We start from the raw sequence: 12620 nt of genomic DNA, 5'->3' as shown, positions 1-12620 counted from the left end.
AGCGCTCTCATAATAATTGAAACGTTTCCAATTTAACATGAGAAAAACGTCACACGGCTAATCCACTGGTGAAGCGGCCGTGCTTCTGATGTTTTTCTAAACTAATTAAAGGGGTGAAGCCTTTTGTTCTCAGGAACCATCAAGTCGTTTCACCTTGTCTAAATATGACTGGAAGACGATAAACTTCCCGGTCCAATGTTTCCCCATCGATCTTTTTGTAGAGCAGCCTGATCGTCGTACGTGCCATCTCCTCTACAGGTTGTCTGATCGTTGACAATATTGGATGGAAATAAGGATGATCCTGAATGCCATCATATCCGATGACCTTTACATCCTCCGGAACGCTAATGCCCTGCCTGCCGGCTCTTTCTATATATTTGGCGGCGAACATATCCGTAATGGCAAAAATACCATCCACATCCCCATGCTCTTTTAGAAACTCACCATAATAGGCATCATCGTCCAAAACCGGGTCTGGCTTCTCGTATACAACGTAGTCAACCCCCATGGTTCTGGCTTCCTGAATGAAACCTTCTCTCCGATTCATGGTTTCACTGAAAACAGAAGTGACACTCCCCATAAAAGCCGGTTTTTTGGCTCCTGCTTTGACAAGTTCCCTTAACGCCAGACGCCCTCCTTCATAATTGTCCGACGTAACACATGTGATTTTCTTGTTGAAGTGTCTGTCGATACTGACAATCGGAATGTCATTGCTGACGTAATTTTCGATATCGTTGTACGTAATGCCGACAATACCCGCCACTTTGTTTTGCTGGAGCATATCAAGATAATATAATTCCTTTTCAGGTTTGCCACCGCTATTGCACAGCATGAGCTTGAAACCTTCCCGATCCAGCTCATCTTCAATGTAATAAGCCAGCTCGGAAAAAAAAGGATGCCAGATACTCGGGAGCAGCAGGGCTACCATCTTGGACTTCCGCATTTTGAAGTTTCGGGCAATCTCATTAGGGATATAATTCAACTCTTGTATGGCCTTCTCGACTTTTCTGCGTGTTGCGGGTTTAACGGCGCCCGAATTGTTAATAACACGGGACACGGTTCCCACAGCTACACCAGCTAAGCTGGCTACATCTTTAATACTTGACATCTAACCCCCCCGCCTATCTCTCTGATGGAATTCATAATAACACCTAATTGGAAACGTTTCAATATTTTTCGAAAACATTAAATCAACAATTTTATACCTCACACACTTTCGCACCCAAAGCTTCTAGAATGGCGTTCAGGGGCTTAGCGTGCAATGAGCATATGGAGTCCAAAATAAAACAAGCTGGCTCCATCAGGAACCAGCTATAGCCTCATTTTTTGCAAATCAATTCACGTACGCGTTCTCTACTTGCTCTTCAGAAGCTCACGCAATGTATGCGGATCATATGTAGAGACCAGTTGTTCCAAATGCGTGTCCAGCCACGCCTCATCCTGATCCCACCATTTCAGTTCCAGCAGCAAAGTAATGATCTCGTCGTCGAAGCGCTTTTTAATTGGCCTGGCCGGATTGCCACCCACAATGGTGTAAGGCTCGATGTCCTTGGTGACTGTCGCATTGGAAGCAACGATGGCACCGTCTCCAATGGTGACACCCGGCATGATGGATACATTTTGCCCAATCCAGACGTCGTTCCCCAATACAGTGTCTCCCTTAAAAGGCAGTTGATCCAGTGTAGGGGTTACTCTCTCCCAACCACCACCGAAAATATTAAAGGGATACGTCGTCATGCCCTCCATCCGGTGATTGGCACCATTCATAATGAATGTCACACCTTCGGCAATTGCACAAAACTTGCCGATCACCAGACGATCACCCAGGAAATCATAATGATGCTGAATACGGTCATAAAATTGCTCGGGTGGGCGACTATTGTCACTATAATACGTATAGTCACCGATCAGCACATTGGAGCGCGGCGGCAAATTTTGAATGTAACAAACGGTACGAATATGATCGTTAGGAAAAAGTTTTGTTTTATCGGGAGCCATATATGTTCCTCCTTTTCCCTCATTGTACCAGAAGTACAACCTTGTATATGAGCTAGCAAAGACAATTAAATTTTATCTCCCTATATAATAAAATAAGACATCACAACAAAAAACAAAATATGTAAAAACAAATATATTATTTACAAATAAATGTATAATTTTGTAATTTTTTTTGGTAATATTTAATAGTATTCTAATTATATAGGAGGTTTTTAAATGAAATTATCGCGTATTTTACCGAAAGTTGCGTCAGGTGCTTTAGCTTTAAGTTTATTATTCTCTGTTTCTCCAATTTTCGCTTCGGGTGTTCAGGACCTCACTCCTGATCAACTTAAAGTAATTGAAGCAGCAAACAATGCTACACTTAGTCAGGTGAACAAGGAGAATATTAGTGAAGACAATGTAAGCTCATTAGCGGCAGCTACTTCCTCTTATTCAGTAAAATTATCTAGAGGTAGTTTTCTAGCTTGGTCCGATGCGGTAGTAGATTGGACTGCAAACGCAACTCAGATTACAACGAGTAGCGGTAGCCAAGATTCAGGATTTGTATTTCCGAATACAGTGAGAAAAGGTGGTATCACTAAGCAAAGTTCTTCTGCTGCTTCTTACCATATCTATCTTTCTAAAACAACCATCGGAGCCGGAGTAGTCACTCCTTGGGGAGATGTAAACGTCTACGAGTCTGACTTTTCTGATTACATTAAAGTTTTCAAAGATGGAACAGCTACTAACTACTAAAATACTTATAACAACTGAAAACAACGGCCATTTACAATGGTCGTTGTTTTCAGTTATGAGAGGTGACAACTATGATAACTATATCTAAACTATCAAAAGAATATAAAAAACAAGTTGTTTTCAATAATATCGAATTACAAATTCCCGAAAATAAAATTACATTTATTTCGGGGCCAAATGGTTCTGGAAAAAGCACTTTATTAAAATGTCTTTTAAATCTCGAAAATTACCATGGGGAAATCAAATATAATGATCAACCTTTAGAAGAAGTTAGAGAAAAGGTATTGGTTGTTTATGATAACAGTCCCCTTTATCACAATTTAACAGGACTTCAAAATTTAGAATTGTTATCTAATCAAACATCTAGTATAAATGAAAAAAATCATAATATATTAATGCCACATTTTCTTAAACCAGAAATTCTCAAAAATAAAGTTAAATCTTATTCTTTGGGACAAAGAAAAAAATTAAGCCTAATGATAGCTTTGGTAACTAAGCCCAAATACTTATTTCTTGATGAAGCTTCCAATGGATTAGATCATGCTACTCTGATGGATCTCAAGATTATATTAGAAAAATTGTCAATAGATACCACAATCGTAGCAATAGGGCATCATTTCGAGTATTACACATCCATCATTGATGATTTAATCTTAATTCATGATCAATCTGCGATCCAAATCAAAGATTTCAAACTTCAAGAGGGGGAAGGATTGAATGACATCTACGAACGTTACATTAAATAGTACAAAAAAAGAACTGAAATATCAGTGGTATTCTCACATAATATGGATCACTGTAATTATCTCTGTCTTCATTTCTTTACTCAATATATATGGCTTAAAATCAAAGGCTACGAGTTCCTATGACCTATATGTTAAAACTTATAATTTGTATAAAGAAGAAGGTATGGATGTTGATAAAATGCTGGACATGCCAATAAATATCACTGGAACTGGTTCCGAACAAGTTGTGGATAATCCTGTACGTTTTCGTTTAGCTGAAGCAGGTGATGCTATAGGATTACTCAATAATAGGTCAATTATCACAAATACATTAGAATGGATGACATTTGTTTTTTTTCCAATTATTTTTGTAATCTATTCTATTTATCTGGCCTCTTATGATTATAAATATAAAACGATTAGAATAAAAGCAACTCAAATGCCTTCATCAAAATTAATCACTTCAAAATTACTCTCCTTATATTTAGGAGTTTTAATTATTTTTGTTACGACAACACTTGTTTCATTCATGGCAGGATATTTGTTCCACCAACAAATCATCAATGGAATTCCAAATGACATTTCAGCAAGATTTAATACTAGCCTGGATCATAACAACCTAATTGTTCAACTTTTATTCAGTTTAATGATAAGTCTTGTCTTTGCATCAATCGGTTTTCTACTGGGGATTTTATTTAAATCAGCACTTTTACCTGTCATTATATTTTTTGTATACGATTTTATAGTTCCTGTGCTTGGAAAATATGATATACGTAACATTATTTCTGTAGTAGCTCACGATATTTTCGAATTTAAAGGGAGATTCCAATTATTCAAACCAACCCCTGTTTCTGAAATAACCTCTTTTAGTATTTTAATTGCTGTCTTAGTATTATCTATTCTGTTATCCTACGTATGCTTTTCTCGGCAAAGTAAGTACAACATGTAAAATTTATTATTCCTTCTGTAGAAAAGCAGAGCAAAAAGGGATTCGATCTGACCATCGAATCCCTTTTCTCGTTCTTCGTAGAACAACGTTGCTCTACCGGAGAAAATTTCTTATTTGGATGTAAGTGTTACTTGTGCAGCCGTTTGATCCCAATCCACGGTCAGTCCCAGTCCTTCAGAGATGAAGCGTACCGGCACAAGTGTGCGACTGTTCTTGATGATGGCTGGTGCATCGATTTCGAGCGTTTCACCATTCACTGTAGCCGTGCTGCTTCCGATTTGGAGCACAAGCGTCTGGTCATTCAGAACGGCGGTTACGGTTTTCGCTGTTTTGTCCCAAGTTACTTCTGCACCCAAAGCTTCAAGGATGGCGTTCACGGGTACCATAACTCGTCCGCTTTGTTGCAATGGATCTTGATCCGGGAACGTAACTGATTTGCCATCCAGGGTTACAGTGATCGCTTTGTCTGTTGTTCCTGTTCCGTTATCCGTGCCTGTATCTTCTGAAGTCTCTGGCAAAGGCGTTACTTCGCGTCCAAGCTGCTCTTGCAGATTGGCAAGTCGGTTCAGGGCAAACGTCGTCAGCGATCCTGCTGCCATAGAGCCCATGCCACCGCCTCCGCCAAAGTTGCCGCCTGGACGTGTCTGGGTATTGCCTGTGCCGTCTGTTGTTCCTGTTCCCGTTGTGCCATCCAGTGGTGTCGTACCATCGGGAGGTGTCATGCCTTCAAAGCCTTCCGGAGGCGTCATGCCTTCCATGCCCTCCGGCGGTGTCATACCTTCGAATCCTTCTGGTGGTGTACCACCCATGCCACCCATACCGCCTGTTGCATCAGCGTTGGCAGAGTATGCGATGTTGGATTCAAACTGCTCTGTTGTGTAGAACTTCGTTGGATCTGCTTCTATATATGGACGAATGATGTCAGCCAGACCTGTGATGCGGTCCTGGATACCTTCCAGATAATCCGTCAACTCATTGACGTAGCTCAAGTATTTTTCCTTATACTCAGGCACGGCCAGCAGATTGTTGATCATCGGTACATTTTCCATGCTAATGCCCAGTACTGGCTCATCCACGGATACGTTTGTTGCGTTGGTGTTGGTCGTGGTTGTTCCTGTTGTTCCACGTCCGCCTCCACCCGAGTATCCATTAAAGGACATGTTAAAGTCCCACGGTACAACGGTGAACTTGCCATCGGCATCACTGTAGAGCATGTAGTTATGCCCTTTGTCACCGTTATAGCTGTCATAGTTGCCGAAGACCATGTTACCTGCGATATATTGAAGCGCGGAATCCACGTCCAACACGCTCTCGATATCGCCTTTTTCACCTTCTGGCATGTCATTCAGGGTCTTGATGAAGTTTTTGAGCTTAGTTTTATCCTTGTCCGTACCCAAGTCCTTCGTAATCGTGCTGTAGTCACTGCCTTCTTCATACTGGAGGTAGCTCTTCTCGTCGGTATCGTAGAGGACGCCTTCTTCGTAATCCTCACCATAGTTGCGCTCCAGATAGCTGTCATCCACTGCTTCAACACCCGTATAGAAACCAACCAATTCACCGTTGACATAGAGATTGACGTAGTTCGTCATCGGTGCATCCATGCCGATGCTGCGCAATGCTTCGTAATGCAAAACTTCACGCATGTAGGATGGGTCCGCGTAGTTGTTGTTCAGTACCATTTTGTCCAGTCCGAGAAGCGTCTGCGTTTTGTCATATTTGTCAAACTTCAGTCTGAAACTGTAACGGTCGGAATCTTCATTGGAGGCTACTGCCTTTAGTGTCAGGTTCCCCTTGGTAGAAAAACCGACGTTATCCAGCTTGTTCCCGTCCACCTCCACACTTACCTTCTTATAATCCTTATCCAGCGGGCTTTCGAGCATGCTCTTCCAGTCTGCATCATCAATCGTAACATTTACATCAATGACGTTGTCCGTTTGGAACAACGATTCATAGGCTTGCGTGACGCCTGTGCTGGTGCTTGTATCCTCTGCGGCAAACGCTGCGTTCGGGCTTCCTACCAGGGCAAAAGATGATGTTACCATCGTCACGGACAAGGCCGTTACTGCAACTTTACGTAGTAAACTATTCAAATGATGAATCCTCCTTCTTGGTTTCTGTTAAGCAACTTAGGCTTATGAAACCATGGTAGAGGACAAACCTTTAATGAATCTTAAATGTTCCGAAAACGTAATAAAACCAAACTTTCCGTCAACGACTCGTGACCCGAAATGCAAGATCGCTATTCATTTTACAGATTCAGCCTGGGACCTCTTCATGCAAGAACCATGGCTGGTTGTCGCAGCAGGCTTACCATGTTGCCACGATCCCGTCCGTGCGGGAATCGGTGCCACCGCAAAGTACTCCCGATTCGGGATTGCGCCAAACGATCTGTCCCCGGCCGAACGAACCGCTATCCAGGGCAAAGCGAACGTCATGACCAAGTCGGGCCAGCGCCTGCGCCGCTGAAGGCGGGAAGCCCGGCTCCACGACTACGTTCTTGCCTCCGATCCATTGCCAGCGCGGAGCGTCCAACGCTGCCTGCGGGTGAAGGTCGAAGTTAATCAGGTTCATGATCGCCTGCACATGCCCCTGCGGCTGCATCAATCCGCCCATCACGCCAAACGGGCCGATCGCCTCACGTCCCCCGCCGCGAGTGACGAAGCCCGGAATGATCGTATGGTAGGTCCGTTTGCCCGGCTCCAACCGGTTGGCGGCTGCGGGATCAAGCGAAAATCCGCACCCCCGGTTTTGCAGCGCGATGCCCGTGCCCGGGACAACCAATCCCGAACCGAACTGCATGAAATTGCTCTGAATGAACGAAACCATGTTCCCCTCGCCATCGGCTGCCGCCAGATACACCGTTCCGCCCCGCGCGGGCTCGCCAGTCTCCGGCAAGCCCGCTTCCTTGCCGATCAGCGCTCTCCGCTCGACGGCATACCGGTCCGATAACAAAGTCTCCATGTTCGCCCGCATGTGCGACGGATCAGTGATGCAGTGCTTTCCGTCAGCAAAGGCAAGCTTGAGCGCCTCGATCTGCTTGTGGTACGTGTCCACCTCGCCCGAACCCAATCCTTCAAAGCCTTTCAGAATATTGAGGGCGAGAAGCGCCACCAGCCCCTGGCCATTGGGAGGAAGCTCCCATATTTCGTACCCTCGGTAACTGACTTGAATGGGCTGTACCCATTCCGGCGCAAACGCGGCCAAATCCTCCGTGCTCAGGTAACCTCCATTGCCCCGCACGAAATTCGCAATGCGCCCGGCCAATTCCCCGCAGTAGAACTCTTTGCTTCCGGACGAGGCAATCTGCCGAAGCGTGCGTGCATGGTCCGGCGAGCGCCACAATTCGCCTGCTCTTGGCGCCCGCCCTCCCGACGGGGCGAACGTGTCGAACCATGCAGCATACATTTCATCCTTGAACGCGGTGTTATACAGCTCGCAGGCACGTCCCCAATGTAGCGCCGCGGTCGGTGATACGGGGAAGCCCTCCTCGGCGTAGCCAATCGCGGGCGCCAGCACGTCCTCCAGGGACAACCGACCAAAGCGGGACAAAAGCTCCGCCCAGGCCGCCGGTGCCCCGGGTACGGTTACCGTAAGTGGACCGTACGTCGGCATCCGTTCATGCCCCGCTTCCTTCACCTTGTCGATGGATATGTCGCGAGGCGCAGGACCGCTGGCATTCAGCCCATAGAGGTTTCCATCACTCCACACGATGGCAAAAGCGTCGCCGCCAATCCCGTTGGAGCAAGGCTCCACCACGGTGAGCGCAGCCGCCGTTGCAATGGCGGCATCGATCGCGTTGCCTCCCCGCTTCAAGATATCCAGTCCCGCTTGCGCGGCCAAGGGCTGGGAAGTAGCCACCATGCCCCGATTGGCATAAGCGGGCGCTCGATAGGCGGGGTATGGATGATAATGGGGATCAAAATTCACCGACAGCCACTCCTTTACCTGTAATCTTCAGCATGGATCATTCCCCGAAAATGAACGAGCTGAGGTAGCGTTCGCCATTATCGGGCGCGATGCACAATACCTTTTTGCCCGCCCCCAGCCGGCGTGCCTCCCGCAGAGCCGCCCATACGGCCGCTCCCGACGAAGGACCGACCAGAATGCCCTCGAAGCGGGCAAGCTGCCGGGACATGTTCAGGGCATCCTCATCGGATACCTGGACGATTTCGTCATACACCTGCTGATTGATGACTGGCGGGATGAAGCCTGGACCGGCTCCGATCAGCTTGTGCGATCCCGGCTCTCCGCCCGACAGCACGGGGGAGCCCTTCGGCTCGATCACCATAATCCGTATGCCCGGCAGTCTCTCCCGCAGCACCTCTCCCGTACCGGTAATGGTCCCTCCCGTTCCGGCCGTGGCAATGAAGCTGTCCAGTTCCCCGTCCATCTGTTCGATGATTTCGATCGCCGTCGTCGTGCGATGAATTTCGGGATTGGCTGGATTCTCAAACTGCTGCGGCACGAAGCTGCCCGGAATCTGCCGTTGCAGCTCCAGTGCCTTGCGGATGGCTCCCGACATCCGTTCGTTGGTCGGCGTTAGCACAACCTCCGCCCCGTAAGCTTTCAGAATATGGATACGCTCCTTGTTCGCATTGCTGGGCATGGTGATAATCAACTGATATCCCTTGGCAGCCGCATTCATGGCCAGGCCGATGCCGGTATTGCCGCTTGTCGGCTCAATAATGGTTGCCCCAGGCTTGAGCCTTCCGTTTCGTTCGGCTTCGGCAATCAGATTGTAGGCGGCACGGTCCTTCAGACTGCCGCTGGGATTGAAATATTCAAGTTTAACGTATACTTCGGCATCACCCTCGCTTACCAGCCTGTTCAAACGTACTGCTGGCGTCTCGCCGATTAAGTCTGTAATCAGATTCACTTTTTTGGCTACCATGGTTCCCCCGTTCCCGTCCGGGATGTCCGGACCGGTTCATAAAATCTTGAAATCCGTGCTTACGTTCGCCGGCTCACTTCAACAAATACGGCTGCTCCGTGATGATAGACTGGTAATAAGGCTGGAAATTCAGCCATCCGAATTGCGCATCCGTACGCAAAGCAATCGCTTCGGCGTGGGATTCGGAGATCAGCAACGGCTTGCCCGCCGCTTCGGCCAACAGTTGGCCTTGGCTCGCCTTTTCGAAGGAAATGAACCAGTAAGCTGCCTCGTCTACCGTTTGGCCCAGCGAAAGAATGCCATGGTTTTTGAGCAGAAGGACCTTGTTATTGCCCACCGCTTGGGCCAGATTGTCCCCTTCCCCATGCTCGAAGCTATCGTATATCGCATGCCGGTTATGGAAGACGGCCGCTTCCGCCGTAAGCGGATCAAGCAACCGGCCGAACGAGGACCAAGTTCGCCCGTATATGGAATGCGTATGCGCAGCCGATACAATATGCGGATTATCCCGCAGAATCGGCAAGTGAAGCAAAATCCCGCCAGGATGCACGAGCCCGTGCCCCTCCACGATTTTGCCTTCGTAGTTCATCAGCACAAGATCGCTCGCTTTGATCAGGCCGAAGCTGAGTCCAAACGGATTCGTCCAATAATGGTCCGTCTTCTCGGGATCGCGAACGGAGGCATGTCCCATGACCCCTTCCTCATATCCCAGCTTGGCAAATACCCGAAAGGCAGCGGCAAGCCGCTCTTTCCGGTATTGCCGCTCATCCTCAACATGGGTAAAGCTCGGCTGCCGGTTAATCGTCCGTGCGTCAATGGTTATGGTCATGCCTGATCTCCTCCTTGGGTGTGATTATTCATGTACGGCGGCTTGCTTTCTGGCCAGCGCATACCGGTTCTCCGGAAACGAGATGCCCAGATTGCCGCGCAGCGTATCGGATTCGTATTCCGTCCGGAAGATGCCTCGTTCCTGGAGCAACGGAACCACCTGGTTCACGAAATTGCGCAGATTGCGGTGAGATCCCGCTAGAATGAAGCCATCCACAGCCCGCTCCTGGAAATAGTGCTGAAATTTGTCCGCGACATACTCGGGCGTGCCCACAAAATCGCCCCGGGGATTCGTTGCCCGGTATGCGAGCTGGCGCAGCGTCAGGTTCTCCTCCCTGGCGATGCGCAAATAGTACTCGGCCGTCGAGCGGAAGCTGTTCTGCCCGATATCGCCTAGTTCCGGCAACGGTTGATCCAGGTCAAACTGCGAAAAATCGAAGAAGCTGAAATACCGTCCCAGGTATTTCACGGCATACTCAACGTCAATGAATCGGTTTCCTTCTTCATATAAACGCTCGGCTTCTTCCGGGGTCGGAGCCACGATCGGGAAGATCATCGGGAACAACAACACTTCGTCAGGATTGCGCCCGTAAGCGGCGGCCCGATCCTTAATATCCCTGTAGGTATGCTGCGCCTTCTCCAGATCGGCATCCTCGAAGCTGGTGAACACCGCATCAGCATACTGGCCGGCCAAATCCCGGCCCGCTCCCGAGGCACCGGCCTGGAAAATAATCGGGTGACCCTGCTTCGATCGCTCCATATTAAGCGGTCCCTGCACTTTGAAAAACTCGCCTACGTGGTTCAGCGTATGCAATTTGTCGAGGTCAACGTACTCCCCGGTTTCCTTGTTGCGGGGAAACGCATCGTCCTCCCAGGAGTTCCACAGCCCTTTGACCACCTCGATGTATTCGGCTGCAATGCGGTAACGCAGCTCATGATCGTGCAGCTTGTCGTGCCCGTGGTTTCTGGCAACTCCTTCAAGCGCAGAGGTGACGGCGTTCCAGCCTGCCCGTCCCCCGCTGACGATATCCAGCGAAGCAAGCTGGCGCGCCGTGGTGAACGGCTCGCTGTACGATGTGGTGAAGGTACCCACAAGTCCAAGATTCGTAGTCACCGCCGAAACTGCCGACAAAGCGGTCATCGGTTCGAGCCGGCTCAGAAATGGAATCGTGGAATCCTTGGTGATATAAGCGGAATCGGCGATAAAACCGAAGTCGAATTTCCCCGCTTCCGCGATGCGGGCATACTCCTGATAGGCCTCGATGCTGGCTGCGCCATCGGCGCGCACATCGGGGTCCCTCCAGTGTCCCCCGCCCCCTTGCAGTCCGATGCCAAGCTTTAGCTGTCTCTTTTGTCCAGACATGGTCGATTCCCTCCTTATATATCGTACGATTATTCGGCGATCCATTCGTCAATGTCGAAATCACGCTTCGCCAGCTTCTCCTGAATGAGGAAATCCTTGGACGCCTTGATGCGCTCAATCCCTTCCGAGGACAATGGCTCCGACGGAAGCTGCCCGATCGGCTGGATCTCCTTAAGCGCCTCGATTGGCGTACCTGTGGTTTCCGAAACCCAGGCGTAGTATTCATCCGGTTTGGATCGGAGATCGTTGTACGATTTTTTCAGCGCTTCACGCCATACTTGCTGGAACCCCGGAAATTTCTCCAAGTAGTCCTCGGCGGCGTACACGACGCTGACGCTCAACAGGTTAGGATATTCCTTCGATTCGGCCAACAACGGGTAGCCTTCTTTGAGCAGTTTGTATGCAGAGTAGAAGCCGCTGCCGTAGGCATACGCATCGATCTCCCCGCGAATCAGCGCGGCCTCCGTATCCGGGATGCTGTTGATGTTGATGATCTCCACGTCGTTTTCAAGCCCTTTTTCATTAAGGTAACCGATCAGGAAGCGATACATCAGCGAGCCTTTGACCACGGCGACTTTTTTGCCCTTCAAATCCTCAACGGACTTAGGACCGTCTTTTCGACCGATCAAAATAGAGTTGACCTCGGTATTCGTAAAGTTGATAAGGCGTGTTTTCGCTCCGGATGAACGGGCCAACAGCGCCGGCGTGTCACCGGAATTGCCCACGTCCACACGTCCGGCAATGACCGATTCATTCAGGTCCGGCCCGGTCTGGAACGGCACCAGTTCCACCTTTTCTATGCCGTACTTCTTCTTCAGTTCCTCCTGGATGATTCCGGTGTGTAAACCCCAGCCTTCGATGCCGCCCGGTTTGTTCGTGCCCACGAAACCGTAGGTCAGCGCATCCACCGAAGCCTGCGAAGGCGCTGCGCTCTCCGTTCCGCTCCCGCTTGCGTTATCCTGACCTGCCGACGGAGTCGCCTTGTCGCTGCTGCAGGCCTGAAGCAGCAGGGCAAAGACCAGCAGCAGGCCGAGCCATCCTCCTTTTCGCTTTGTGCGCTTCATCAATGCCGTTGTTGTATTCATCGTTTTCTTCCCCCATATGATTGATGTGTGTTGTAAACGGTAT

Annotated in this window: 11 protein-coding genes; 3 read left to right on the top strand and 8 right to left on the bottom strand. The window is 48.9% G+C overall.

The annotated features are described in order from the left end of the window. Window positions 1-139: 139 nt before the first annotated feature. A complete protein-coding gene (locus ACFVQB_RS11495) occupies window positions 140-1108 on the bottom strand; it encodes a LacI family DNA-binding transcriptional regulator (protein ID WP_379438509.1) in 969 nt (322 codons plus the stop codon). A gap of 245 nt (window positions 1109-1353) precedes the next feature. Then, window positions 1354-1998: a Vat family streptogramin A O-acetyltransferase gene (locus ACFVQB_RS11490; RefSeq protein WP_379438506.1), complete on the bottom strand. Its 645-nt coding sequence runs from the start codon at window positions 1996-1998 to the stop codon at window positions 1354-1356. A gap of 216 nt (window positions 1999-2214) precedes the next feature. Between ACFVQB_RS11490 and ACFVQB_RS11485 the strand changes: the two genes are divergently transcribed. From ACFVQB_RS11485 to ACFVQB_RS11475, 3 genes are all read left to right on the top strand, one after another. Further along, the gene (locus ACFVQB_RS11485; RefSeq protein ID WP_379438503.1) at window positions 2215-2736 is read left to right on the top strand and encodes a hypothetical protein; all 522 of its coding nucleotides are present in this window, start codon (window positions 2215-2217) and stop codon (window positions 2734-2736) included. Window positions 2737-2807: 71 nt separating this feature from the next. Beyond that, window positions 2808-3482, top strand: a complete 675-nt coding sequence (locus ACFVQB_RS11480) for an ATP-binding cassette domain-containing protein (protein ID WP_379438500.1) — start codon at window positions 2808-2810, stop codon at window positions 3480-3482. Beyond that, the gene (locus ACFVQB_RS11475) at window positions 3454-4410 is read left to right on the top strand and encodes an ABC transporter permease subunit (protein WP_379438497.1); all 957 of its coding nucleotides are present in this window, start codon (window positions 3454-3456) and stop codon (window positions 4408-4410) included. The genes ACFVQB_RS11480 and ACFVQB_RS11475 overlap by 29 nt, the downstream gene beginning before the upstream one ends. Window positions 4411-4520: 110 nt before the next feature. Here the strand turns inward: ACFVQB_RS11475 and ACFVQB_RS11470 are convergent, their stop codons facing one another. From ACFVQB_RS11470 to ACFVQB_RS11445, 6 genes are all read right to left on the bottom strand, one after another. Then, a complete protein-coding gene (locus tag ACFVQB_RS11470; RefSeq protein WP_379438495.1) occupies window positions 4521-6500 on the bottom strand; it encodes a CotH kinase family protein in 1980 nt (659 codons plus the stop codon). A 217-nt stretch (window positions 6501-6717) separates the two neighbouring features. After that, the gene (locus tag ACFVQB_RS11465; protein WP_379438492.1) at window positions 6718-8337 is read right to left on the bottom strand and encodes a gamma-glutamyltransferase family protein; all 1620 of its coding nucleotides are present in this window, start codon (window positions 8335-8337) and stop codon (window positions 6718-6720) included. A 37-nt stretch (window positions 8338-8374) separates the two neighbouring features. Beyond that, window positions 8375-9301, bottom strand: coding sequence for a cysteine synthase A (gene cysK, locus ACFVQB_RS11460; RefSeq protein WP_379438489.1), 927 nt, complete (start codon window positions 9299-9301; stop codon window positions 8375-8377). A 73-nt stretch (window positions 9302-9374) separates the two neighbouring features. Beyond that, the gene (locus tag ACFVQB_RS11455; RefSeq protein WP_379438487.1) at window positions 9375-10130 is read right to left on the bottom strand and encodes a class II aldolase/adducin family protein; all 756 of its coding nucleotides are present in this window, start codon (window positions 10128-10130) and stop codon (window positions 9375-9377) included. A gap of 24 nt (window positions 10131-10154) precedes the next feature. Further along, window positions 10155-11492 (bottom strand): LLM class flavin-dependent oxidoreductase, encoded by a 1338-nt coding sequence (locus ACFVQB_RS11450; RefSeq protein WP_379438484.1) that lies wholly within the window; start codon window positions 11490-11492, stop codon window positions 10155-10157. A 29-nt stretch (window positions 11493-11521) separates the two neighbouring features. Continuing rightward, a complete protein-coding gene (locus tag ACFVQB_RS11445) occupies window positions 11522-12577 on the bottom strand; it encodes an ABC transporter substrate-binding protein (RefSeq protein WP_379438481.1) in 1056 nt (351 codons plus the stop codon). Window positions 12578-12620: the final 43 nt, after the last annotated feature.

Source organism: Paenibacillus sp. NPDC057886 (genome assembly GCF_042796655.1).
Classification (GTDB): domain Bacteria; phylum Bacillota; class Bacilli; order Paenibacillales; family Paenibacillaceae; genus Paenibacillus.
Note: the sequence above shows the minus strand (reverse complement) of the source record. Positions and strands in the feature narration are given on the sequence as shown.

Excerpts from the sequence above, each read along its gene's own strand:
- ACFVQB_RS11455 (WP_379438487.1), bottom strand. The coding sequence starts at position 10,130 with ATGACCATAACCATTGACGCACGGACGATTAACCGGCAGCCGAGCTTT.
- ACFVQB_RS11445 (WP_379438481.1), bottom strand. The coding sequence starts at position 12,577 with ATGAATACAACAACGGCATTGATGAAGCGCACAAAGCGAAAAGGAGGA.
- ACFVQB_RS11495 (WP_379438509.1), bottom strand. The coding sequence starts at position 1,108 with ATGTCAAGTATTAAAGATGTAGCCAGCTTAGCTGGTGTAGCTGTGGGA.
- ACFVQB_RS11475 (WP_379438497.1), top strand. The coding sequence starts at position 3,454 with ATGACATCTACGAACGTTACATTAAATAGTACAAAAAAAGAACTGAAA.
- cysK (WP_379438489.1), bottom strand. The coding sequence starts at position 9,301 with ATGGTAGCCAAAAAAGTGAATCTGATTACAGACTTAATCGGCGAGACG.
- ACFVQB_RS11480 (WP_379438500.1), top strand. The coding sequence starts at position 2,808 with ATGATAACTATATCTAAACTATCAAAAGAATATAAAAAACAAGTTGTT.
- ACFVQB_RS11485 (WP_379438503.1), top strand. The coding sequence starts at position 2,215 with ATGAAATTATCGCGTATTTTACCGAAAGTTGCGTCAGGTGCTTTAGCT.
- ACFVQB_RS11490 (WP_379438506.1), bottom strand. The coding sequence starts at position 1,998 with ATGGCTCCCGATAAAACAAAACTTTTTCCTAACGATCATATTCGTACC.
- ACFVQB_RS11450 (WP_379438484.1), bottom strand. The coding sequence starts at position 11,492 with ATGTCTGGACAAAAGAGACAGCTAAAGCTTGGCATCGGACTGCAAGGG.